16 protein-coding genes are annotated in these 24318 nt (G+C 75.3%); 9 read left to right on the forward strand and 7 right to left on the reverse strand.

Annotation, left to right across the window (positions count from 1 at the left end; translation table 11 throughout):
• Positions 1 to 3: 3 nt before the first annotated feature.
• From ABZ457_RS02150 to ABZ457_RS02160, 3 genes are read right to left on the reverse strand one after another with little or no spacing between them, the layout of a single operon-like run.
• Positions 4 to 1227 (reverse strand): AAA family ATPase, encoded by a 1224-nt coding sequence (locus ABZ457_RS02150; protein ID WP_359152892.1) that lies wholly within the window; start codon positions 1225 to 1227, stop codon positions 4 to 6.
• Entirely contained in the window at positions 1224 to 6509 is a 5286-nt protein-coding gene (locus ABZ457_RS02155) for a hypothetical protein (RefSeq protein ID WP_359152894.1), read from the reverse strand. The genes ABZ457_RS02150 and ABZ457_RS02155 overlap by 4 nt, the downstream gene beginning before the upstream one ends.
• On the reverse strand, positions 6506 to 7366 hold the full coding sequence (locus tag ABZ457_RS02160; protein WP_359152896.1) for a DUF4132 domain-containing protein: 861 nt from the start codon (positions 7364 to 7366) through the stop codon (positions 6506 to 6508). The genes ABZ457_RS02155 and ABZ457_RS02160 overlap by 4 nt, the downstream gene beginning before the upstream one ends.
• A 249-nt stretch (positions 7367 to 7615) precedes the next feature.
• Between ABZ457_RS02160 and ABZ457_RS02165 the strand changes: the two genes are divergently transcribed.
• The 5 genes from ABZ457_RS02165 (at position 7616) to ABZ457_RS02185 (ending at position 11980) form a co-directional block, all read left to right on the forward strand.
• On the forward strand, positions 7616 to 8362 hold the full coding sequence (locus ABZ457_RS02165) for an SDR family oxidoreductase (RefSeq protein WP_359152898.1): 747 nt from the start codon (positions 7616 to 7618) through the stop codon (positions 8360 to 8362).
• A gap of 155 nt (positions 8363 to 8517) precedes the next feature.
• A complete protein-coding gene (locus tag ABZ457_RS02170) occupies positions 8518 to 9456 on the forward strand; it encodes an oxidoreductase (RefSeq protein WP_359153093.1) in 939 nt (312 codons plus the stop codon).
• Between the two features lie 258 nt (positions 9457 to 9714).
• On the forward strand, positions 9715 to 10602 hold the full coding sequence (locus ABZ457_RS02175; protein ID WP_359152900.1) for a histidine kinase: 888 nt from the start codon (positions 9715 to 9717) through the stop codon (positions 10600 to 10602).
• 138 nt (positions 10603 to 10740) lie between these two features.
• Complete coding sequence (locus tag ABZ457_RS02180) at positions 10741 to 11448, forward strand: response regulator transcription factor (RefSeq protein WP_359152902.1); 708 nt, start codon at positions 10741 to 10743, stop codon at positions 11446 to 11448.
• Between the two features lie 184 nt (positions 11449 to 11632).
• Complete coding sequence (locus ABZ457_RS02185) at positions 11633 to 11980, forward strand: TcmI family type II polyketide cyclase (RefSeq protein ID WP_359152904.1); 348 nt, start codon at positions 11633 to 11635, stop codon at positions 11978 to 11980.
• Positions 11981 to 12083: 103 nt separating this feature from the next.
• On the opposite strand, the gene ABZ457_RS02190 is transcribed toward ABZ457_RS02185, so the two are convergent.
• Positions 12084 to 14342: an MMPL family transporter gene (locus tag ABZ457_RS02190; RefSeq protein WP_359152906.1), complete on the reverse strand. Its 2259-nt coding sequence runs from the start codon at positions 14340 to 14342 to the stop codon at positions 12084 to 12086.
• 110 nt (positions 14343 to 14452) lie between these two features.
• Here ABZ457_RS02190 and ABZ457_RS02195 point away from each other — a divergent pair, with 110 nt between their 5' ends.
• The 4 genes from ABZ457_RS02195 to ABZ457_RS02210 all read left to right on the forward strand — a co-directional run bounded on the left by ABZ457_RS02195 (position 14453) and on the right by ABZ457_RS02210 (position 20605).
• A complete protein-coding gene (locus ABZ457_RS02195) occupies positions 14453 to 15172 on the forward strand; it encodes a response regulator transcription factor (protein WP_359152908.1) in 720 nt (239 codons plus the stop codon).
• Entirely contained in the window at positions 15169 to 16791 is a 1623-nt protein-coding gene (locus tag ABZ457_RS02200; RefSeq protein ID WP_359152910.1) for a HAMP domain-containing sensor histidine kinase, read from the forward strand. The genes ABZ457_RS02195 and ABZ457_RS02200 overlap by 4 nt, the downstream gene beginning before the upstream one ends.
• A 137-nt stretch (positions 16792 to 16928) precedes the next feature.
• Positions 16929 to 19565 carry an alpha/beta fold hydrolase gene (locus tag ABZ457_RS02205; protein WP_359152911.1) on the forward strand — a complete coding sequence of 879 codons (2637 nt, stop codon included), beginning with the start codon at positions 16929 to 16931 and terminating at the stop codon, positions 19563 to 19565.
• The gene (locus ABZ457_RS02210) at positions 19562 to 20605 is read left to right on the forward strand and encodes an ABC transporter permease (protein WP_359152913.1); all 1044 of its coding nucleotides are present in this window, start codon (positions 19562 to 19564) and stop codon (positions 20603 to 20605) included. Before ABZ457_RS02205 ends, ABZ457_RS02210 begins: the two co-directional genes overlap by 4 nt.
• A gap of 81 nt (positions 20606 to 20686) precedes the next feature.
• Here the strand turns inward: ABZ457_RS02210 and ABZ457_RS02215 are convergent, their stop codons facing one another.
• The 3 genes from ABZ457_RS02215 to ABZ457_RS02225 are packed head-to-tail and all read right to left on the reverse strand — an operon-like array spanning position 20687 to position 24311.
• Entirely contained in the window at positions 20687 to 21937 is a 1251-nt protein-coding gene (locus ABZ457_RS02215; RefSeq protein ID WP_359152915.1) for a beta-ketoacyl synthase N-terminal-like domain-containing protein, read from the reverse strand.
• Positions 21934 to 23250, reverse strand: a complete 1317-nt coding sequence (locus ABZ457_RS02220) for a beta-ketoacyl-[acyl-carrier-protein] synthase family protein (protein WP_359152917.1) — start codon at positions 23248 to 23250, stop codon at positions 21934 to 21936. The genes ABZ457_RS02215 and ABZ457_RS02220 overlap by 4 nt, the downstream gene beginning before the upstream one ends.
• The gene (locus ABZ457_RS02225; RefSeq protein ID WP_359152919.1) at positions 23247 to 24311 is read right to left on the reverse strand and encodes a cupin domain-containing protein; all 1065 of its coding nucleotides are present in this window, start codon (positions 24309 to 24311) and stop codon (positions 23247 to 23249) included. The genes ABZ457_RS02220 and ABZ457_RS02225 overlap by 4 nt, the downstream gene beginning before the upstream one ends.
• Between the last annotated feature and the right edge of the window lie 7 nt (positions 24312 to 24318).

Consider the following 24318-nt stretch of genomic DNA (forward strand, 5'->3'; position numbering starts at 1 on the left):
CCGTCAGTTCTCCAGTACCCCGCGCAGGTCCCACAGCGCACGCCAGGTGGCCGATCCCTGCTCCGCGCGGCGGCGGACCGGGCCGTCCCAGTACCCCAGCAGCCGGGCCGCGTCGGCCGGGTCGTCCTTGCGGACGACGCCGAGGAGGTGGCCGGGGAGCAGGGAGAGGACGTCCCGGTCGCCGGGGAAGTAGGCGGCGGCCAGGCCCAGGGAGCCCGCGACGGAGACCGCCTCCGCCGTGCTCATCACCGTGGACGGGCGTTCGACCTCCCAGCCCTCCACGGAGCGGCCCTCGCGCAGGTCGCGGAAGGCGGTGACGAGGGCTTCGAGGACCGCGTCGTCCACCTGGTAGGCCGCGCCCGCGCGTTCGACGGACGCCCGCGACTGGCGCCGGACGAGGGCGGTCTCCGCGTCCACGTCCCCGATCGGACCAACGGTCTCGAAGTTGAAGCGGCGCTTCAGCGCGGCGGACATCTCCGAGACGCCCTTGTCCCGCAGGTTGGCGGTGGCGATCAGGGTGAAGCCGGGGGCCGCGTGCACCTGGGCGCCCTCGCCGCCCGCGAGTTCGGGGACCGCGATCCGCCGCTCGGAGAGCAGGGACACGAGCGCGTCCTGGACCTCGGGCAGGCAGCGGGTGACCTCCTCGACGCGGGCGACCGCGCCCCGGGTCATGGCGGTGAGCACCGGGGAGGGCACCAGCGCCTGCTCGGTGGGGCCCTGGGCGAGCAGCAGCGCGTAGTTCCAGCCGTACTTGAGCTGGTCCTCGGTGGTGCCCGCGGTGCCCTGCACGGTGAGCGCGCTGGTGCCGCAGACGGCCGCCGACAGCAGCTCGGAGAGCATCGACTTGGCGGTGCCGGGTTCTCCCACGAGCAGCAGTCCGCGCTCCCCGGCGAGGGTGACCACGCACCGTTCGACCAGGGCGCGTTCGCCGACGAACTTCTGCTCGATCACCAGGCGGCGCGGCACCCCGGCCCCGGGCTGGGCGCCCTTGGGCAGGCCCAGCGCCTCGCCCGCGCTGCCCATCACGAAGGTGACGACGGCGCGCGGGGTGAGCAGCCAGCCGGGCGGGCGCGGCCCGGCGTCGTGGGCGGCGAGGAAGGCCAGCTCGGTGGCGTACCGGTCCTCGGGCGGGGTGACCTGGCGGTGCTCCCGGCCGGGCGCCGCCGCCTGGGCCGGGACGCCGTCCGCGGTGGTGCTGTCCATGGTGCTGGTGGTGGTGTCGCTCATCGGCGGCGGCCCTTCCGGGGTGCGCGGGTGTCCAGTTCTTCGTAGGCGGGGGCGTCGCCGCCGCGGACCCGGGCCCAGGCGGCTGCGAACAGCTCGGGCACGGGGAGGTGGGGCAGGGTCCGGACGCCTCCGGACACCCCGTACATACCTTCCTTCCAGGTCTCCAGCGGCAGCGCGGGGGCGCTGCGTTCGGTCCAGCCGCAGGGGAGGAAGAGGGTGCGGCCGGCGCGGGCGCGCTTGGCCTCCACGACGAGGTCGGTGGCGGCGAGTTCCGCCCGGGCCTTCTTGACGCGCGCCGGCTTCCACTCCGTCCAGCGGACGCAGTTGCGGTCCGTCGGGTCGGGCAGGGCGAGGAGCATCAGGTACAGGGCGGCGGCGTCCGCGCCCAGGCCGAGGGTCCCGGCCGCTTCCGCGAGCAGGTCGGGCACCGCACGCGTCGGGTCCTGGGCCGGGTAGGTCCGGGAGCCACCGGTGTGCGGGGCGTCGTCGGGGTGCGGGGAGCCGTCGGTCGGCCGGGTGCCGTCGGGGAGGCCCGCCGAGACCAGTGCGCCGGTCTCCTCGCCCAGCAGTGCGCGCAGGGCGAACAGGTCGCCGGTGGCGTAGCGGCCGAAGGTGCCCTCGACGAGGCCGAAGGCCGGGTCCTCGGGGCCCGTCAGACCGGCCGGGCGGATCAGCAGCTTCTCCATGCTGCCGTGGGCGGGGGCGAGGAGCAGCGCCGTGCCGGCCCGGACGAGTCCGTCGGCGTCTGCCCCGCCGGTCTCGGGAAGCCCGTGGGCGGCGCGGATCGCGGGGCCGACCGCCTGCCCCGACTCGGTCCAGTCCAGACCGAGTTCGAGCACCAGGGCCGGGTCGGCGAGGCGGTCGCGCAGGGCCGCGAGGCCGGTGGGCAGGTGCGCCCGCAGGGGGTGCCCGTACGGCAGTGTGTAGGCGAGGGTGTGCAGCGCGGTGAGGGCCGAGGCGATCTGGCCGCGCGCGGCCACCCGGAGCAGGCCCGGGCGGCCGGTGCCGTCCGGGACCTCGGTGCCGTAGGAGAGCCAGGACCGGGAGCCCGCGTTGAGGACCAGGTCGAGGGCGGCGGGGGTGGTGCCCGAGAGGTCGAGGTCCAGTTCCTCGGGGACGCGGACGAGGGAGCCCAGGTGCTTCTCCCAGACCTCGGCGGCGGCCCGGACGTCCGGGCCCGTGGTCCACAGCTCGGCCGGGTCCGCGGGGAGCAGGGCCCGGGTCAGGGCGTGCCGCGCGCCGTGGGGCAGGGCGTCCAGTCTGGCCTGGGCCGCCTCGAAGGCCCGGGTCTTCGCGCCGAGCAGGGCCAGCGCCTCGGCGCCGGGCTCCTCCACGGCGGCCGACAGCAGGGCGGCGGACTGGAGCGGTCCGATCCCGGTGGCCGTGTGGAATGCCTCGGCGGGCTCCGGACGCCAGGGCGCGGGGCCCTGTTCCCGGACCAGGGCGGTGAGCCGGGTGAGCCGGTCGCGGGCGATGCCCTGCCGGTGGACGTGCTCCTGGTCCAGGGTGAAGCCGGGGACGGGGCCGAAGGCGCCGGTCGGGTCGTGGTCCAGGGCGAGCCAGCGGGCCGCGTCGTCGCGGGAGTTGCGGCCGCGGTCGCCGATGACCACGACGGTGCGGGCGCCCTTGCGGAACACCTGGCCGAGGCGGGGCACGGCCTCGTGCCGTCCCTGCCCGGGCGTGCCGCTGAACGGCTCGACGAGCTCCACCTGCCGGACGGTGCCCGCCGGGTCGGCCAGCGGGCCCGCGGCGAGGGTGTCCAGCAGTTCCAGGAGCCCGGCGCGGTGCTCGGGGGAGGTGGCCGCCGAGGCGGCGCGGTAGGCGAGTTCGGGGAGCTTGTCGAGGAGGGAGGTCCAGGACATGCCGCCGCTGGGCACGGTGTGCTCGTCCCGCTGCCAGCCGTCCGCGGGGGTGTACGGGGCCTTGGACGGCACGGCCGGGCCGAACGCCGCCTCGCCGCCGAGGACATGGTTGACGGCGAGGATCTGGCGGACGGTGGTCCACCGGTGCCCGCCTCCCCACCAGCCGCCGTACACGCGCTCCGAGCCCCAGGCGGTGGCGTTCCGCAGGGTCGTGTCGTCGGCGTGCTCGGGGGCGCGGTCGAAGAACATGCCCTGGGTGCGCGCGGTGTTCCGGGGGGTGGCGGGCTGCGCGGGCTCGGGCGGTTCCAGGTAGCGGGCGACGGCGGCGGCCCGGTCCACCGCGTTCCGGACGAGCGCGGTGACACCGGCCAGGAGCCGTGCGTCGGACACCTCGGGCAGGACCTTGGCGACGGCCCGCTCGCTCAGTTCGCGCGAGGAGGGCCCGGTGTACTCCTTGACGGCCCGGAACGCCTCCAGGTGCCGGGCGACCGCGGCGGCGACCTCCTTGACGAGCTGCCCCGCCCGGGAGTCGGTCAGGTTCCGCAGGGCGGCCGAACCGCGCTCGTCCCTCGGGCGCAGGGCGTGCCAGTAGGCGACGGGCGGCACATAGGGGGTGCCGGCCGCGTCGTTTCCGCCGGAGGAGTCGGGGGTGACGGACCACAGGCTGCCGCCGGTGCCGTCCGTCTCCGCCGGGTGGGCCTCGACGGAGCGGTGGTGCCGGGCCATGACGGGCCGTGATCCGCCGGGCAGGGCGAGGGCGCCGAGCGGCACCGGCGAGCCGCCGCCGGGCAGCGGGTACGGCAGGGTCACCGTGTGGCCGTCGGGGGTGCCGGCGACGGTCCGGTGCCCGTCGGCGGGAGCGGCCGTGCCGGGCTCGGTGACGGTGCGGCGGACCCAGCGCCCCAGCACCGTGCCGTCCGTGCCGAACGGGGTGGTCTCCAGGCCGGGTCGGAGGGGCAGCACCTGGCAGTGCTCGGTGAGCAGGCGGGTGCCGTCCTGGACGCCGGAGCGGAGAAAGGCGGGCAGGGAGGCGCGGCCGTGCGTGCCGGTGGCCGGGTCGTACTCCAGCCACACCCGCTGCCGGCCCTGGTGTCCGTCGCGCCAGTGGCCGGTGCCGTCGGAGAGGACGGCGCGCTGCGGCGGGAGGGAGGTGTCACCCGCGTGCAGGGCCTTGCCGCCGGTGGCGCGGCCGCCGCCGGGCAGCGGCAGGCAGACCTCGTCCGAGGGGCCGGAGCCGCCCCAGCGGGGGATCTGCTCGCCGCCGACGGTGAACACCTCGGCGGGGCGGTGCGACCAGTAGCCGCGCTGCTTGCCGTCCTCCCACCAGATGACCAGCAACTCGCCGTCGACGTAACGGAAGGCGAGCGTCCGCCACTGGTCGGAGGTGGTGGGCAGCCGCAGGGTGTGCCGCAGCAGGACGCCCTCCGGGCCGACGACGACGGCACGTTCGAGGGTGTTCAGGATCAGGGCGGGCCAGGCGCCGGTGACACCGACGCTGTCCGAGCGGTGGTTCCGCCGGCGTGTGGCGGCCGCGGCCTCGGCGGCCAGTTCGGTGTAGGTCTCGTCGAGCGCGGGCCAGCCCAGTTCGTCGAGGACGCCGGTGCGCAGGGTGGCCCCGAGCAGGGGCACGACGTCATGGCCCTTGAGGAGCCGCACGGCCTCCGGGGCGACCTCGCCGGCCACGGGCCGGTACGCCGACAGCTTGTCCAGGGCGGCGTGCAGTCCGGGGAGCCCCCGGGCGGCCGTGTACTCCTCGGCGCGGGCGGTCAGCCACTCCCGCAGGACGACGGAGAGCACCGGGTGCGCGGCGAGCTTCACCATGCCCGCGTCGCTCAGCCGCCGGTTGTATCCGCCGCCGAGGTCGCCGACGGTCCGGCTCAGCAGGGCGCGGAAGACTGGCCGTTCGGCGAGGGCGGTGAGATCCCGGGCGCCGGGCGTGGTGTCGGCGAGCCAGCTGCCCAGCGGGACGGCGGGGGGCTGCGCGGTGTCCGGGTCCCCGTCGCCGGGCTCGGCGACGGGGACGCCGGAGGCCAGGCAGAGGTCGAGGAGGTCCAGGTCGGCGGTGCGCTGCCAGCGGCCCTGGAACAGTTCGACGGGGCGCCCGTCGGCGCGCAGCCGGCCGGTCATCCGGGCGGCCAGGGCGAGGGTCTCCGGGCTGCGGTCGCAGGTGGCCCGGCTGCGCCGGCGGTGTGCCTCCCAGCGGGCGAGCCAGTCCGCCGGGGACACGGCGGCGGCGTCGGCGTCGGCCGAGCCGGTGTCCGGGAGGGCGGTCAGCAGTTCCTCGGCGCCGGATTCGGCCAGCAGCGCGAGCCAGCCCGGCTCGCCGTCCGCGTCCTTGGCGCCGCTTTCGATGAAGGTCTCCGGGAAGAAGCCGAGGAGCCGGGCGCGGACGGCCGGTTCCCGGCGGGCGAGGGCAACGAGGGCGGGGCGGTAGGCCGTCCAGAACGAGGCGGGGGCGCGGACGACTCCCGGCGAGCCGATCAGGTCGGCCACCAGCTCGCTCTCGGCGGCGTCGCGGTCCAGCCCGGCGGCCTTGACCAGCGCGCGCACGTCCTGCGGCAGGGCCGCGTACGGCGGCATGCCCGCGGCGCAGCGCTCGATCAGCAGCCGGCGGAACTGGGCCCAGGCGTCCGCCGGGGCGAGCCGGGCCACCAGGTCGCGCACGTACTGCCGCAGCGCCTTGACGGTCAGCGCGCCGGCGAAGGCGAACTCCAGGAAGACGGCCCGCTGGCGGTCCTCGTCCACGGCCAGGCCGTGGACCCGCTCGGCCTCGCGGGCCTTGCCGAAGAAGGAGGCCGCGTAGGTGGTGTTCTCGGCCTGGAGGAAGAGGCGTGCCACCTGCTCGTAGTAGGTGGGGAGGAAATGGGGGACGGCCCGGCCGAGCCGGGTGCCGAGGGCGTCGAAGCCCTCCTTGGCCGCTCCGGCGCGCGTCCTGGCCTGGCGGCCGAGGCGCTCGATGTCCTTGACGAGGGCCAGGGCGTGGTGGCCGTTGGCCGGGTCGTTGACCAGGGCCCAGGCGGGGAAGCCCAGCGTCTCGCGGCGCACCTGGCCCACGACGGGGGCCTCGGCGGTCCGGGCCAGCCCGAGGAACTCCAGGGCCAGGTCCTCGGCTTCGCCGAGGGTGCCCGGGACGAGCCGGACCACGGGGCGGTCGCCGAGGGCGGTGTGCGTGTAGGTGCGGGCGGTCAGCGTGTCGGCGTCGTCCCGGCGGGTGGTGCCGGCCGGGAGGACCGCGCCCGCGTCCAGGAGGGCCGCGGCGCGGGCCTCGGCGGCGGGGGTGGCGGTGGCCGCGCCCCGGGCCGTCTGGGTGGGGAGGGTCGCGGCGCCCGCCGCGAGGCCGGTGTTCACGTCGCTGTTCACGCCGGTGCTCGCGTCGCTGTTCACACCGGTGTGCGTGCCGGTGTTCGTCGTCGTGCTCATGCCGCTCGCTCCTCGTCCGCCACGTCGCGGCCGGCGTAGAGCGCCGCCGCCATGCGCATGCCCTCGGACCACGCGACCGGGCCGACCTCGGCGGCCGTCAGCGTGCGCCCGGCGGGGTCCGTCCAGCCCAGGGGGCCCGTCTCGGTGCCGTACTCGTCGTATCCGTCGTGCTCGCCGATCCAGATGCGGGCCTCGACGGTGGCGCCGTCCTCGACGACCGGGCAGACCGCGTATCCGCCGCGCGAGCGGTACCCGAGCTGGGTGACGCGGCCGTGCAGGAACCGCAGTTCCTTGAACACGCCGCCGGCGTAGGTGTCCACGGAGGCGGTGTCGGGGGCGAGGCCCGGCGGGCGGCGCCACACCTCGCGGAACAGCTGCTCCACCCGCTGGCTCACTTCCAGCTCGACCGCGAACTCGCGCAGCTCGTCGAGGTCGTCGAGGAGGACGGGGTGGGGCAGGCTGACGACGTCCGGGGTGATGCGGACGGTGTCGCCGTCCAGGTCGACGAGGCCGAGGCCGCGGTCGGGGTCGACATCGCGCAGGAACCCGGCGACACCGCCGCCGGCGCCGGTGACCACGACGTCCCGCAGGGCCGCCTGCCACGCCGGGTCGGGCCAGACCCGGGCGAGCACGGCCGTGGGGACGGGCAGCGAACGCACCATCCACTGCTCGACATCGGTCAGGCACCGGCGTTCGTGCCGCTCCAGCCACTCGGTGAGCTGCCGGAGCCCGACGACCGCCGGGTCGTCCTTCAGTTTGGCCGGGACGGACTTCAGCCGCCGGCCCTTCCCGTTGCGGCAGACCACCTTGCCCGCCTCCAGGGCGACTTCGTAGTCACCCGCCGATACCCACCCCATGCGCTGTTCTCCCCGTGTTCCGTACGGCACCGCCGGACCGGCGGCACACTGATGAGACCCGTCGACGGCAACGCACCGTGACGAGTGGAAGAGACTCTAGGCGCACCCTGTGACAATCGGTCCTGGCCCCGTCCGCTTCCCCGTGCGGCCAGGCCCTGGAGGAAGGACGCCGCCGTGCCCCACCGCCCCGCAGACCCCGCCGAACCCGCTTCTCCCGGAGGGGAGTCGCCGGAACCGAGGGGGGTGCTGGTGACCGGAGCCTCGCGCGGTATCGGCCGGGCCGTGGCGGTGGCCTTCGCCGGGGCGGGCGAGCGGGTGGCCGTGCACTACGCGGCCCGCCGCGAGGACGCCGAGGAGACCCTCCGGCTGCTGCCCGGGGCGGGCCATGTCCTCGTCGGCGGCGACCTCGGGGAGGCCGCCGGGCCCGAGCGGGTGGCGGCGGAGGCGCTGGCCGGGCTGGGCCGGATCGACGTCCTGGTGAACAACGCGGCCGTCGCCCCGGCCGAGGCCAACCGCCACCCGGTGGACACCACCTCCCTGGCGGACTGGCGGACGGCCTGGCGGCGCATGATCGAAGTCAATCTGCTGGGCGCCGCCGATCTGACCTGGGCCGTCGCCCGCCATCTGATCGACCGCGGGGCGGCCGGGCACATCGTCAACGTCGGCTCGCGCGGCGCGTTCCGGGGCGAGCCGGAGTACCCGGCGTACGGCGCGGGCAAGGCCGCCCTGCACGCGTTCGGGCAGTCGATGGCGGTCGCCCTCGCCCCGTACGGCATCAGCGTCACGGCGGTGGCGCCCGGTTTCGTCGCCACCGAGCGCCAGCACGCCCGGCTGGACGGGCCCGGCGGGGACGCGCTGCGCGGGCAGAGCCCCTTCGGCCGGGTCGGCACCCCCGAGGAGGTGGCCGCCGCCGTCCGGTTCCTGGCCTCCCCGGAGGGGACCTGGGCCTCGGGCACGGTCCTGGACCTCAACGGCGCGTCGCATCTGCGCACCTGAGACGGCGTGGCGCGGCTTCTCTCCGCCGCGGAGTCCTGGGCATACTCCCTCTCCGCTCCCGCACACCGCGCGGGCGGGCTCCGAGGAGGCAGGCAGTGGCAGAGACGGCGGCGAACACGGCGGCGGACGCTGCGACGGGCACGGCGGCGAAGGACGTGCGCCCGGGTTCCGGCGCGGGGACGTGGCGGCTCGGGGATCTGACGGTGCGGCGGGTCGGGCTGGGCGCCATGCGGCTGACGGGCACCGCCGCGTTCCACGAGGGGGTGCCGCGTGACCGGGAGCGGTCGATCGCCGTGCTGCGCAGGGCGGTCGGGCTGGGCGTGAACCACATCGACACCGCCGCGTTCTACTTCTCACGGCTCCGGTCGGCCAACGAGCTGATCAACTCGGCGCTCTCGCCGTACCCCGACGACCTGGTCATCGCGACCAAGGTCGGCCCCGCGCGGGACGCGTCCGGGGCCTGGGCCGCGTCCGCGCGGCCCGACCAGTTGCGCGGCCAGGTGGAGGAGAACCTGCGGCAGCTCGGCCGCGACCAGCTGGACGTGGTCAACCTGCGGGTCATGGGGCAGACCTCGGCGGCCGAGCACTTCGGCGCCCTGGCCGAACTGCGGGACGCCGGGCTCGTCCGCCACCTCGGGATCTCGAACGCGAGCCCGGCCCATCTGGACGAGGCCCGGGCGATCGCCCCGGTGGTCTGCGTCCAGAACTCCTACGGCGTCGACGCCCGCAGGTCGGAGCCGCTGCTGCGGGCCTGTGCCGCGCACGGGATCGCCTTCGTCCCCTTCTTCGCGCTGGCCGGTGCCGGGCGGGAGACGGGGGCCGGGGCGGCGGAGGCGGAGGAGGTGCTCGCGATCGCCCGGGCGCACGGGGTCGGCGCGCACCAGGTGCGGCTGGCCTGGACCCTTCACCAGGGACCGCATGTCCTCGCCATTCCCGGGACGGGCAACCCGGATCACCTTCTCGCCAATCTGGCGGCCGGTGATCTGCGCCTGGACGAGGAGGAGTTGGCGCTCCTGGACACGGTCGGCCGAGACACGGCCGGCCCGACCGGCCGGGACACCGCCGAGGGGCGGTCCACCCCGGAAAGCCGGTGAACAGCGCATTCCGATGAACAGAAGCCACGGGCGTGAATGGGGGGCGTGCGGACGGCGCACAATTCCGCACCCCAGGGAATGGATCATGGAATACGAAGCCGGGCGGCCACCCTGGCCGAAAATCGCCGTTCACAGAGAATGCACGGTTGTTTCTACGGCAAGTCGCCGGAGTTACTCAGCAGTCGCTCAGGATTCCCTCCGTTTGAACAATGAGCGTCTGATAAGCTCACCCCAAAGAGTGAACGCTAGCCATGGGGGATGGCAGTGGACAGTGAGGTGTTTTCTCTTCTTTCAACGGCGCGGGAATTGTTCGTCGTCGAGCTCGCGGCAATCACGGTCACCATCGGGGTCCTGATTCGCGCGCGAACCAGGCGCCGCGCACTGGAGGAGTCGGCCAGGGGGGCGCGGTTCCGCGAACGGCACCGCATCGCCCGGGAACTGCACGACGGCGCGGGCCACCGGATGCTGGCCATCGTCCTGCACGCACGGCAGCTCTCCGCGCAGGCCACCGCCGCGCAGACCGGCTCCGCCCCGTCCGCGGCCCGGATCATCGAGGAGCTGGCCGTCGAGGCGCAGCGCGAGGTGCGCGAGGCGCTCGGCTGCCTGCCCCGGCCGGACGGGCCGCAAGGGCCACACGGGCCCGGCGGCCGCGACGGTCGCAGCGGCCAGGTCGGGCGGGCCGGATTCGGGCGGCGGCCCGGGGGCGGGGCCCGGCTCTCGGACGAGGTGATCGCGCTCGGCGCGGACCTGCCGGCGGTCGGGCTCTCGGTGCATCTGTCCGGCGTCGAGGCCGAGTCGGAGCTGTCCCCCGAGGCACGGCACGCGGCGCTGCGGATCGTCCAGGAAGGCGTCACCAACGCGCTGAAACACGGTGAGGGCCCGGTCGACGTCCGCATCCACTTCGGGGAACGGCTCGAACTGAGCATCCACAACCGGGCCCGCCGGGGCGCGGGGCGGTCCGCGCACGGGGGCCCCGCGGACACCGTCCCGCCGCTGCCCGGCACCGGCCAGGGGCTGCTGAACATGCGCCGGCGCGCCGCCGAGATCGGCGGGTTCGTCGAGTACCAGGAACTGCCGGGCGGCGGGGTGCGCATCGCGGCGGACCTCCCCGGGCGCGACCTCCGCCCCACCCCCACCGCGGCATGACGCGCGTCCCCACCGCCGTCCCCCGCCGCTTCCCCCGACTCCACCACGGCGTGCCCCGCATCCCCGACGCCGTATGACGCACACCGCGTCGCGACGCACACCGTCCTGAGCCAGGACGCCGAGCCATCCGGGAAGGCCATGACACCGATCCGCCTACTGCTCGTCGACGACCAGCCGCTGGTGCGGCAAGGGCTCCGGGCCGTGTTCGCCCCGCTGGAGGACATCGACGTGGTCGCCGAGGCGTCCAACGGCGCGGAAGCCCTGGAGCGGGTGGCGCAGACGGCACCGGACGTGGTGCTCATGGACCTCAACATGCCGCGGATGGACGGCCTGGAGGCGACCCGCCGCATCTGCGCGGACGCGGGCGCGACCGCCGGCGCGACCACCGAAGACCCGGCCCCCGGCCCCGGCCCCGGCCCCGGCCCCGGCCCCAAGATCGTGATGCTGACGATGTACGACCGGGACGAGAACGTCTTCGACGCCCTGCGCGCCGGCGCCAGCGGCTTCCTCACCAAGGACGCCTCCCCCGCCCAGCTCGCGGGCGCGGTGCGCGAGGTGGTCGCGGGCGGCGCGCTGCTCTCCTCCTCGGTCACCCGCCGGCTCATCCAGGAGTTCGTCCGGCGCCCCGCGCTCCCCTCCGCCTCGCACGAGCTGCGCTCGCTCACCGGCCGGGAACTCGATGTGTTCCGGCTCCTGGTCCAGGGGTACGGAAACGTGGACATAGCGAAAAAGCTCCACCTCGGCGAAAGCACCATCAAATCGCATGTACAGCACCTCTATCGGAAGCTCGGTGTGCGGGACCGGGTGCAGATCGTGATTTACGCCTACGAGAACGGCCTCATCTGAGCACGCATCGGTCCACGCGCTCCACCGCACTCTCTCCGCCGCACTCTCTCCGCCGGACTTTCTCCTCCCCACGGGGGAGAAGGAAAAGTCCCGGCGGAGGAGGACGCGAAGTCCGGAACTCCCTAGCATTGCTCCGGCATATGCGCCGCATATCGGTGCGCGCCGCACAACGGAGGGAATTCTCATGGCCGACCGCATTCTCATCGTCGCGCGGATGCCGCGGCACAGAGCCGAGGAAGTCGCCGCCCTGTTCGCCGCGTCGGACCGGACCTCGCTCCCCGCCGATCTGGGAGTCACCCGCCGGGAGTTGTTCCACTACCGGGACGATCTCTACTTCCATCTCGTCGAGTTCGCGGGGGACGCGGACCGGGCGATGGGTCTGGCCCGGGTCCGGGAGGACTTCCGGAAGCTCTGCGCCGACCTGGACCCCTTCGTCTCCCCGTACGACCCGGAGACCTGGCGGAGCCCCGCCGACGCGGCGGCCACCTCCTTCTACCGGTGGACCCCGCAGGACGGCCCCCTCCCGGCCTGAGGAGCCACAAGTCACAAGCGACGAGCCACGGACCACGAACCGCAAGCGACGAACCACGAACCGCAGGGCCGGCCGCGCCGTACGCGGCCGGCCCTCTCGCGTCTCAGCGGCGCTCCGCCCCCACCGGGGCGCCGGACGACGGCCGCTCCCCCACCGGCACCGGCTCCCCGGCGTCCTCCTCCGCTTCCGGTCCCGGCCACGGGCGCTCCTCCCGCAGCGGGGACGGCTCGACGCGCAGCAGCCGGGCGGCCCACACCGGGAGCCACCAGTTCCACTTGCCCATCATGGCCACCGCCGCGGGCACCAGCAGCCCCCGGATCAGGGTCGCGTCGAGCAGGATGCCCAGCGCCACGCCCGAGGCGAAGATCGTGACGTCCAGCTCGCCGCCGGAGGCCATCGAGGCGAAGGAGCAGAACAGGATCAGCGCCGCGCAGGTGACGAGCCGTCCGGTCCGCCCGACACCGCGCACCACGGCCGCAGGGGTCGAACCGGTGCGGTCGTACTCCTCCCGCATCCGGGCCAGGATGAACACCTCGTAGTCCATCGACAGCCCGTAGAGGAAGGCGAAGACGGTCACCGGGACGAAGGTGCCGATGGAACCGTCCGGTTCGATCCCGAACAGGGCCTCGGTGCCCCAGCCCCACTGCCACAGCACGACCATCGCGCCCAGCACCGCGCCCAGGGACAGCAGGTTCAGCAGGATCGCCTTCAGCGGCAGGAGCAGCGACCGGAAGGCGCGCGCCAGCATCACGAAGGTGACCAGGGAGAGCGCGGCCAGCATCCAGGGGAACGCGCCGTAGGTGACGTCCACGTAGTCCAGTTGCTGGGTGACGTTGCCGCCGACCAGCACCCCGTCCGGGACCTGGTCGGCCACCCGTGTGATGGTCTCCTCCCCGGCCGCCGATCCGCCCTCGGCCTCCGGGAGGACGGTGACGACGGCGGAGCCGTCCCGGCGCCACTCGGGGTCGTCGGGGGCGGCGACCGCGTGGACGCCCTCGGTGGCGCGCAGGGTGTCGGCGACACCGGCCGGGTCGGTGCCCTCGGGGACGTAGACGTCGAAGGAGGTGAGGGTGCCGGAGGGGACACCGCTGTCCGTCAGCCGCTCCACCCCGGCGCGGCCGGGACCGGAGTCGGCGAGCCGGTCCGTGGTCGGCACCGAGAGGTTCAGCCCGAGAGCGACCACCGAGAGACCGACCAGGGCCGCGCCGGTGACGGCGGCGACCAGCCACCGCAGCCTGACCACCCGCTGGGCGACGGCCGTCCAGAAGCGGCCCGCCGACGCCTCCTTCGCCAGCCCGCGCGAGATGTCCGCGCCGGCCTCCCGGCGGCGGGCGAGGCGCCGGCCGGAGCGGCTGAGCAGCAGCGGCAGCAGGGTCAGGGAGACCAGGGCGCTCGCGGCGGTGACCATCATGCCGCCCACACCGAGGCTGCGGAGCAGCGGAATCGGCAGCAGGACCATGGTCACCAGGCCGATGGCGACGGCCCCGGCGGAGAACACGATCGCGTGCCCGGAGGTGGCCATCGCGCGGCGGACCGCCTCGTCGCCGTGGTGGCCCTTCGCCTCCTCCTCACGCCATCGGGTGACCAGGATGAGGGCGTAGTCGATCGCGATGCCGACGCCCAGCAGCGGCAGCATGATCACGGTGGTCTCGTGCACGGCGATGAACGGGCTGGCCGCCAGCAGGCCGAGGAAGGAGACGGGCACCGCCACCAGGGCGGTGAGCAGCGGCACGAAGGCCAGCGCCGAGCGGAACACGTACAGCAGGACCACGATCGCCGCGCCGACCGTGACGACCAGCTTCACCGGCACATTGAGGCCGCCCGCGTCGGAGCCCTGCGCGAGGGTGTCCAGGCCGGTCACCCGGACCTCGGAGCCGGCCGGGAGTTCGTCCCGCATGGCGTCCGCGATCACCGGGCCGAGCGGCGGGGCCTCGCCGAGCGCGCTGCCGGGCAGGCCGCCCTGCTCCACGGGCCCGCCGAAGACCAGCCCGTAGGTGGTCCGGCCGTCGTCGCCGAGGAACGCCTTGTCGCCGGTGTTCGCGTAGGAGGCGCCCCGGGCGTCGGTCGCGGTGGCCGCGGCGTCGAAGGCCCGGCCGAGGGCCGCCTCCGTCTCCGGGCTGTCGGCCCGCTGCCCCTCGGGGAGGGTGACCACGGGCACGAAGGGCCGCTCGTAGCCGCCGTTGCCGTAGACGCTCATGATCTTCTGGTTCGCCTCGTAGCCGGGCAGGCCGGGGTAGGCGTTGCGCTCGTCCATGTTCGGGATCAGCAGCCCGATGGCGCCGCCGCCGGCGAGCAGCAGCACGAGGACGAACATCCTGACGAGTCGCTTGCGTCCGAGGACGAAGTCGCAGAGTCGGTTCATGCTTCCAGGGCACCAGAGCGTTCTTCGACCGCCCGGAGAACGTTCTGAGAGAACTCTGTGGATCGCCCGGCGGCCCTTCGCACCAGCGGAAATCGGGTGACACTGGGCGGGTGACTTCTACGACGCTGCGTGTCCTGGTCGTCGACGACGAGAACTATCTCGCCGACCTCGTCGCCACCGCCCTGCGCTACGAGGGGTTCGAGACGGCGGTGGCCGGTACCGGGAGTGCCGCCACCGCCCAGGTGGAGGCGTTCCGTCCGCATCTGATCGTGATGGATGTGATGCTGCCGGACGGCTCCGGGATCGACGCCACCCGAAGACTGCGGCACGCGGGCTGCGAGGCGCCGGTGGTCTTCCTGACCGCCCGGGACTCCACCGAGGACAAGATCGCCGGTCTGACGGTCGGCGGCGACGACTACGTCACCAAGCCCTTCAGTCTGGAGGAGCTGATCGCCCGTATCCGGGCGGTGCTGCGGCGCACCGCGCGTCCGGAGGAGCGCACCCGGCTGACCTTCGCGGACCTGGAGATCGACGACGAGGCGCACGAGGTGCGCCGCCACGGTGTGCCGGTGGACCTCACGCCCACCGAGTTCAAGCTGCTGCGTTTCCTGGTCTCGCACGCGGGCCGGGTGCTGTCGAAGCGTCAGATCCTGGACTATGTGTGGGAGTACGACTTCGGCGGCAGCGACGCGGTGGTGCAGACGTATATCTCCTATCTCCGCCGCAAGATCGACGCCTTCGAGCCGGCGCTGATCCAGACGGTGCCCCGGATCGGCTACGTCGTCCGGGTGCAGGAGACGGAGTCCGGCGGTGCGGCGGACCGGCGATGACCCTGCGCACCCGGCTGGTGCTGGTCCTGTCGGGGCTGCTCACCCTCGGCATGGTGATCTCCGTGGGCGCGACCTTCGGCGCGCTCCAGGACTGGCGCAGCGACCAGAGCGACGAGCTGCTGGCGGCGGTGGCGACACAGCTCCACGAGGACCTGGCCCGTGATCGGGAACGCGGCGGGGCGGGGGCGTCGGCCGGGACGGCGCCGACCGGGGAGGCCGGTGACGCCAGGGAGGCCGGTGACGCCGGGGACGCCGGGACGGGGAGCACCGGGCCGCCGGGTGCGGCGCTCGCCATACCGGTGGACGACGGCGGCCCCCTCGCGGCCGTCTGGCACGCGTCGGCGCGGCAGGGCGACATCCCCTCCTTCTTCCAGCTCCGCACGGCCGACGGCGAGATCCGGCAGACCACCGGCTTCGGCGCACGGCCCGACCTCCCCCGCACCCTGCCGTCCGGGCTCTGGCCGGACCGGGCGACCGGGGCCGACCCGTCCGGCGGCACCTTCCACCGGGTGGCCGGGGCCGACGGCGGACCGGACTGGCTGCTGCACGTCTCCCGGCTGCCCGACGGCATGCTGCTGGTCGGGATGAAGACCGCCGGCGCGGACGAACTGGTCTCCCGGACCGCCGTGGTGGCCGCCACCTCGGCCGTCGCCGCCCTGCTCGCCGTCACCCTGCTGTCCTGGCGTGCGGTACGGCGCGGGCTACGCCCGCTGGAGTCGATCGCGGTCACGGCGGCCGCCATCGGCGACGGGGACCTGGCGCGCCGGGTGCCGGAGGCCGGGCCGCGGACCGAGGTGGGGCGCCTCGGCCGGGCACTCAACGCGATGCTCGGCCAGATCGAGTCGGCCTTCGCCGAACGGCGGCGCACCGAGGACCGGCTGCGCCGCTTCGTGGCCGACGCCTCGCACGAGCTGCGCACCCCGGTCGCGACGATCCGCGGCTACGCGGAGCTGTTCCGCCGGGGGGCGTCGCAGCGGCCCGACGACCTGGCCCGGGCGATGGCCCGTATCGAGTCCGAGGCACGCCGGATGGGCCTGCTGGTCGAGGAGTTGCTGCTGCTGGCCAAGCTCGACCAGGGACTGCCGCTGGCCCGGGAACCGGTCGACCTGGGCGCGCTGGCGGCGGAGGCGGTCGACGACGCGCGGGTGCTCGCGCCGGACCGCCCGCTCTTCCTGGAGACGGCTCCCGGCGCCCCGGTCGTGGTCCCCGGGGACGCCGACCGGCTGCGGCAGGTGCTGGTCAATCTGCTGGCCAACGTCCGGCACCACACCCCGGAGGGGACCGAGGCGCAGGTGCGGGTCGGCCGGACCGGCGACGGGGCCGGCGCCCGGGCGTTCGTCGACGTGGCGGACCGAGGTCCCGGGCTGGACACCGCACAGGCACGGCACGTCTTCGAACGCTTCTACCGGGCCGACCCCTCCCGCACCCGCGCCACCGAACTCCCCGGCGGACGCCGTGAGGAGGGCTCCGGTCTCGGCCTCGCGATCGTCGCGGCGGTCGCGAAGGCCCACGGGGGCGAGGCCGAGGTGGACCCCGGATCGGGGAAGGGCGCGACCTTCCGGGTCCTGCTGCCGATGAGCGACGACGGTCATCCGGCGGCGGCCGCCACCGACCACTGACATCCGACCACTGAGCACGACCGGCCACTGACCCCACACGACCGGCGACCGGCGACCGGCCCGCGGAGGGCCGGAGCCCGGTCCGCGCTGTGTCGAACGCTGTGCCCGAACACCGCCTCGACAGAGGGAAAAACACCATGAAGTCACGCCGGATACGCAGATCGCGGGCGGTGGCGGGCGCCGTGGCCCTCGCGCTCCTCGCCGCGGCCCTGACCTGGACCCTCGCGGCCGACGACCCGCCCGCCGTCCACCGGTCCGACCACCGGATCACCGGCGCGGGCGGGGCCGTCCTGGACGCCTCCCTCCATGTCCTGCCGGGCGGCGGAAGACGCCCCGCCGTCCTGCTCGCCCACGGCTTCGGCGGCTCCAAGGACGGCGAGAGCGGCCGCGCCGAACACCTCGCCCGCGCCGGGTACACCGTGCTGACCTGGTCCGCACGCGGCTTCGGCGCGTCCGGCGGGCGCATCGGGCTGAACGCGCCGGACGCCGAAGTGGCCGATGTCTCGCGGCTGTTGGACTGGCTCGCCGTCCGGCCCGAGGTCCGGCTCGACGGCACGGGCGACCCGGTCGCCGGGATGACCGGCGCCTCCTACGGCGGGGCGCTGACCCTGCTCGCCGCCGCCGCGGACGACCGGATCGACGCGATCGTGCCCCGGGTCGGCTACTGGGACCTCAACGAGGCGCTGTTCCCGCAGGGCGTCTTCAAACGCCTGTGGGCCGGGGTCTTCTTCGGCCAGGGGCTGACCGACCCGCGCGACCCCCAGTGCGGCCGGTTCACCCCGGAGGTCTGCGCCGCCTTCCAGCGCTCCGCCGTCTCCGGCCGGGCCGACGCGCGCACCCGGGACCTGCTGCGCACCCGCAGCCCGGCCGCGTACGCGGAGCGGATCTCCGTCCCCGCCCTCCTCGTCCAGGGACAGACGGACTCCCTCTTCCCGCTCGACCAGTCGGACGCCATGGCCCGCGCGCTCGCCCGGGGCGGCGCGCCCGTGGCCGTGGACTGGGTCTCCGGCGGCCACGACAGCGGGGACGAGGGCGGCGAGGGAGCCCGCACCGACGCGCGCACCGCCGCCTGGTTCGACGCCCATCTCCGGGGCGACGGCAGCGGCGGCGGGCCCGCCTTCCGGATCAGCCGGGCCGCCGGCACCGACGCGCAGGACGGCACGGCCGTGCTGCGCGAGGTGACCGGGGACCGCTACCCGGGCCTCGGCGGGACCGAGCGGCGGACCCTGGCACTCGACGGCGGGGAGCGGACCCTGGCCCGGCCGGCGGGCGGCACCCCGCCGGCCGTCACCGCCGTGCCCGGTCTCGGCGCGCTGAGCCGGTTTCCCGGCGCGCTCGGCCAGGGCCCGGCGCTCGGCGCCCCGGTGCACAGCGCCGTATTCACCGGACCGCCGCTGGACGCCCCGCTCCAGATGACCGGGGCGCCGTCCGTGGACCTCACCGTCCGCGCGGAGGGCGAGGCGGTGCTCTTCGCCACGCTGTACGACGTGGCGCCGGACGGCGGGCAGAGCCTGCCGCGCCGGATCACCGCGCCGGTCCGGGTGGCGGCGGGCGGGACGGCGCGGGTCGCCCTGCCGGCCCTGGACCACCGCTTCGAGGCGGGCCACCGGCTGCGGGTCGTCGTCTCCGCCACCGACCTGGGCTTCGCCACGCCCGCGGAGCCGGCCGTCTTCCGGCTCCGGGCGGGCGAGCTCGCCGTGCCGGTGGTGCCGGAGCTGCGGGCGGGGGCGGCGGGCACGCTGCCGTGGTGGATCGTGCCGCTGCCGGTGGCGGCGCTGGGGGTGGCCGCGGCGCTGCTGCTCAGCCGCCGCCCCGGCCGCACGCCCGCCCCGGACCCGGCGCTCGCGGAGGTGCTGCTCACGATCAGCGGGCTGACGAAGCGCTACCGCGGCACCGGCGGAAAGGGCGCGGGCGGCGGGTACGCCGTGCGGGACCTGTCGTTCACCGTCGGGCGCGGCCAGGTGGTCGGCCTCCTCGGCCCGAACGGCGCGGGCAAGACGACCACCCTGCGGATGCTGATGGGCCTGATCCGCCCCGACGCCGGTGAACTGCGGATCTACGGGCACCCGGTGCGGCCGGGCGCCCCGGTGCTCTCCCGGCTGGGCTCGTTCGTGGAGGGCGCGGGCTTCCTCCCGCATCTGACCGGTCGCCAGAACCTCGATCTGTACTGGCGGGCCACCGGGCGTCCGGCCGCCGACGCGCACACGGCGGAGGCGCTGGCCGTCGCCGGTCTCGGCCCGGCGCTGGACCGCGCGGTGCGCACCTACTCGCAGGGCATGCGCCAGCGCCTCGCCGTCGCCCAGGCCATGCTGGGCCTGCCCGACCTGCTGGTCCTCGACGAGCCGACCAACGGCCTGGACCCGGCGCAGATACGGGAGATGCGGGCCGTGCTGACGCGGTACGCGGCGGGCGGACGCAGTGTGGTCGTCTCCAGCCACCTGCTGGCGGAGGTGGAGCAGTGCTGCACCCATCTGGTGGTCATGAACCGCGGGGAGCTGATCGCGGCCGGCCCCGTCGCGGAGATCACCGGCGGTGACCGGCTGCTGGTCGCCACTGCCGCGCCGGCGGACGCGGAACTCGCCGCCGCCGTCGCGGCGCTGCCCGGCGTCGGCGACGCGCGGGCCACGGGCGAGGGCCTGCTGGTGCGGCTCGACGGCATGGCCGCGCCGGAGCTGCTGGCCGAACTGGTGCGGCGGGACGTGGCGGTGGCCGGCGCGGGACCGTACGGCCGCCTGGAGGACGCCTTCCTGGCGCTGATCGGAGGAGCACGATGACCGGACCCACGGCCCCCGGAGCCGCCGAACCGGGAACCACGGCAGCCGAGGCCACGGCGGGCGGCCCGACGACGACCGGACCCGCGACGGGCCCCGGGCCGGCGGAAGGCGCGGCGGCCGGACCGGCGACGGACGGCCCCACAGCGACCGGACCCGCGACGGACCGCCCCGGGACGGCGGTGGGCCGGGAAGCGGCCGGGCGGGCCGTGGGGTACCGCCCCGGCCGGACCCTGCCGCTGCGGGTGGAGGCCGTCCGCCAGCTGCGGCGGCGGCGCACCCTCGTCTCGCTGGGCCTCGTGGCCGCCCTCCCGCTGGTGCTGCTCGCCGCGTTCGCGATCGGCGGGGCGCCCGCCGACGACGACGGCGGCAGCCCCGGCCTGGTCCCGCTGGCCACCGGGTCCGGGCCCAACTTCGCCGCCTTCGTGCTGTTCGCGGCGACCGGCTTCCTGCTGCCCGTGGTCGTCGCCCTGTACTGCGGGGACACGGTCGCCTCGGAGGCCGGCTGGTCGACCCTGCGGTATCTGCTGGCCGCCCCGGTGCCCCGGGCACGGCTGCTGCTGCGCAAACTCGCCGTGGCCCTCGGCCTCGGCGCGCTCGCGGTGGTGCTGTTCGCGGCCGTGGCGCTGGCCGCCGGGACGGCCGCCTACGGCTGGGGCGAGGTCCGTCTCCCGGACGGCGGGGCGCTGCCCGCCTCCGAGGTCCTGTGGCGGATGGCGGTGGTCACGGGCTATGTGTACGGCAGCCTGCTGGTGGTCGGCGCTCTCGGGTTCTGGCTGTCGACGGTGACGGACGCGCCGCTCGGCGCGGTGGGCGGCGCCGTCGGCCTGACGATCGTCTCCACCATCCTGGACGCGGTCACGGCCCTGGGCCAGGCCCGCGCCCTGCTGCCGACGCACCGCCAGTACGCCTGGACGGACGCCCTGCAACCCCGGATCGAGTGGTCCGGGATGGTCGAGGGGCTGGTCGTGTCCGGGTCGTACGCGGTGGTGCTCACCGCCCTGGCGTTCCGGGGCTTCGCCCGCAAGGACGTGGTGTCCTGACGGGTCGCCCCGGGCACGCGGACGGGCCGGGAGACGCGGTGGCGTCTCCCGGCCCGTGGCCGGCGTTCCGGTGACCGTCGATCAGAGCCGGCGGCGGCCGCTCTCCGGAACGGCCAGCACCGCCGCCGAGTTGAAGCCGCCGGTGCCCCTGGCGACGACCAGGGCGGTGCGCAGTCCGGCGCCCTCCCGGGCCTCGGTCACCACGTCCAGGTCGTCGTCCGGCCGGGCGGTCAGGTTCACCGACGGCGGGACGGTGTCGTGGGCGAGGGCGAGCGCCGCCCAGGAGAGGTCGAGCGCCGCGCCGCCCGAGTTCAGGCGCCCGGTGGCCGTCTTGGGCACCGCGACGGGCACCGCGCGGCGGCCGAAGACCTCCACCAGGGCGTCCGTCTCACGCCGGTCCAGCTCGCGGTCGCCCGAGGCGTCGGCGAAGACCACGTCGACCCGGTCGGGCGTCAGACCGGCCCGTTCGACGGCCAGGCCGATCGCGCGGGCGAGCCGGCGGTGGTCGGGGGCGGGCTCGGCCGGGTGGTGGGCGTCGTGGGTCGACGCGGTGCCCAGCACCTCCGCGTACGGCGGGGGCGCGTCCCGGCGGGCGGCCCAGTCGGCGTCCTCGACGACCAGCAGCGCCCCGCCCTCGCCCGGCACATGCCCCGGGCTGTCCGGCGCGAACGGCCGATAGGCGCGGGCCGGGTCCGCCTCGGCGGTGATCCCGTGCTGCCCCGCGTGGCAGGCCATCGCGTACGGCGACAGCGGCGCCTCGGTGCCGCCGACGACGACGGCGCCGGTGCCGCGGGCGATCAGCCGGCGGGCCTGGGCGAGGGCGTCGAGACCGCCCGCGCCGTCGGCGACCAGCACCCCGCAGGCGCCCTTGAGCTGTTCGCGGATGGAGAGCTGGCCGCTGCTCGCCGCGTAGAACCAGCCGATCGACTGGTAGGCGGTGACCGCGTGCGGGCCCTCCTTCCAGAGGTGGTGGATCTCCCGCTGGCCGAAGGCGTTGCCGCCCGAGGAACTGGACGTCACCACCGACAGGTCGAAGGGGTCGTGGCTGCCCGGGTCCAGGTCCGCGTCGTCCAGGGCGAGCCGGCCGGCGGCCAGGGCCATCCAGGTCCAGCGGTCCGTCTGCACCCGCAGTTTGCTGTCGACGTGCTCCTTCTCGTCGAAGCCGGTCACCTGTCCGGCGAGCCGGGCGGCGGAGCGCGAGGTGTCGAAGTCCTCGACGGGGCCGATCCGGCAGACCCGTTCCAGGGTGCGTTCCCAGTGCTCGCGGACGCCGGTGCCGGTGGGCGCGACCACGCCGATGCCGGTGACGACGCTGCGTCGTGGTGTGCTCATGCCGCTCTGCCCTCCGTGCCGCCGCGGCCCCGGGCCCGGCCGTCCTCCGCCGGCCGGGAGAACACCATCGCGGACTGGAAGCCGCCGAACCCGCTGCCCACGGAGAGCGCGTGGTCGACCCGCACCTCACGCGCGGTCAGCGGGGTGTAGTCGAGGTCGCACTCCGGGTCGGGGGTCTCCAGGTTCGCCGTCGGCGGCACCACGCCCCGGTCGATGGCGAGCGCGCAGGCCGCCATCTCGATGGAGCCGATCGCCCCGAGCGAGTGGCCGATCACCGACTTGATCGAGCTGATCGGCACCCGGCGCACGGCGTCGCCGAGGGCGTACTTGTACGCGGCGGTCTCATGGCGGTCGTTCTGCTTGGTGCCCGAGCCGTGCGCGCTGATGTACCCGAGGTCCTCGGGGTTCAGCCGGGCCTGGGCCATCACGTCCCTGACCGCCTCGCCGAGTTCCCGGCCGTCGGGGCGCAGCCCGGTCATGTGGAAGCCGTTCGCCCGGGCCGCGTAGCCCGCGATCTCGCAGTAGATCCGGGCCCCGCGGGCCAGGGCGTGCCCCAGCTCCTCCACGACCAGGACCGCGCAGCCCTCGCCGAGGACGAACCCCTTCCGGTCGGCGTCGAAGGGGCGGGAGGCCAGCTCGGGCGAGTCGTTGAGCGGGCTGGTGGCCCGGATCGCGTCGAAGCAGGCCACGGTGATGGGCGTGATCGGGGCGTCGGACGCCCCCGCGATCATCACATCGGCCTCGTCGTCCTCGATCAGCCGCAGGGCGTGGCCGATGGCGTCGATCCCGGAGGTGCAGCCGGTGGAGACGACGGCGGCCGGGCCGTGCGCGCCGAACCGCACGGCGAGTTCGGCGGCGGCGCTGGAGGGGACCAGCGCCTGGTAGAGGAAAGGCATCGAGTGCCGCGGGTCGACCTCCCACTCGCGGCCGTGGTCGCTGGCGACCACGTACTCGTCCTCCAGGGTGATCGAGGCGCCGACGGCGGAGCCGAGGGTCACACCCACCCGGTCCGGGTCGGCGGCGGGTTCCAGGCCGGAGTCCTCGACGGCCTCCGCGGCGGCGGCGAGCGCGAACTGCGCGAAGCGGTCGGTGCGCCGGATCTCGCGGGGCGTCAGGCCGTGCTCCCCGGGGACGAAGTCGCACTCGGCGGCGATCCGGGAGCGGAACGGGGCCGGGTCGAAGCAGGTGACGGTGCGGATGGCGGACTTGCCGCCGGTGATCCGCGCCCAGAACTCCTCCCGGCCGGACCCGCCGGGCGCGATGACGCCGATGCCGGTCACCACGGCCCGGCGGGGTGCGCGGGCGCCGCTCACCGCCCCACCGCCGTCCAGCCGGCCGGCCCGTCCGTGATCGCGGCGGGCAACGGGACGGCGGGCACGGTGTGCGCGCCGGGCACGGGCTCGGCGGGGGAGCTCCGGCCGACCGGACCGGGCTCGGCGCCGCCGCCGGACGCGTGCCCGGCCGGACCGCCGGGTGCGGCCGCGGTGGCGGTGGCGGACGCGCCGGCCGGGCCCGGGGCCTTCCCCACCGGCCGGTCCGGCAGGACCGTTTCGCCCGGGTACGGCTCCGTGTCGACATGACCCAGGTGGGGTTCCGGGGCCAGGGGCCCGATCTGGAAGACGACGAGGGCCTGTTCGGAGCCCGTGTTCGTCAGGCGGTGGCGGACGTTCCGCGGAATGTGCAGCGCCTGCTCCGCACCGACCGCGACCGGTTCACCGTCCAGGTCCACCCGGAGCCGGCCCCGGGCGACGAACAGGTACTCCTCGGAGTAGGGGTGGTAGTGCTCCGAGACGCCCTCCCCCGGCTCCAGCCGGACCGCCCCGCAGAACCCGGCGGAGGTCCCCGCGTTCGGCGGGGCGAGCAAGGTGCGCAGATCGCCGCCGCGCCGGGTGTTCGACGGCACCTCGTCCATCGCGACCACCACCTGCCGGCCGCGCTCCACCCGCTGCTTGACCAGCTTCATCTGCACCGCGCTGTTGCGGTTGACGCGGTCGGTCATGGCCGCGGTGTCCAGGGGCGCGTCCGGCTTCATGTGGAAGTCCTGTATCCAGCGCATCCGGGTGGCGTCCCGGCCGAGGGCCTCGTAGGTCCAGGTGATGTTCATGAACTCGAACGGGCCGGTCTCCACCCGCCTGGCGCGGACCACGCGGGAGTCCCGGTCCCAGTGCCGTTCGGAGACCCAGGACCACACCCGGCCCTGCTCGTCCGGGTGCATGGTGAGCCGGAAGACGGCCGAGCCGGCCGTCTCCTCCAGGATGTCGATCTTCGCGTACTCGGAGAACAGTTCGGGCCAGCCGCGGAGGTCGTTCGTCCGTTCCCAGACGAAGCCGAGCGGGGCGTCGATGTCGATGACGTTGTCGGTGTGGCCGATCATGGTGGGA

Source organism: Streptomyces sp. NPDC005805 (genome assembly GCF_040630445.1).
GTDB lineage: Bacteria > Actinomycetota > Actinomycetes > Streptomycetales > Streptomycetaceae > Streptomyces.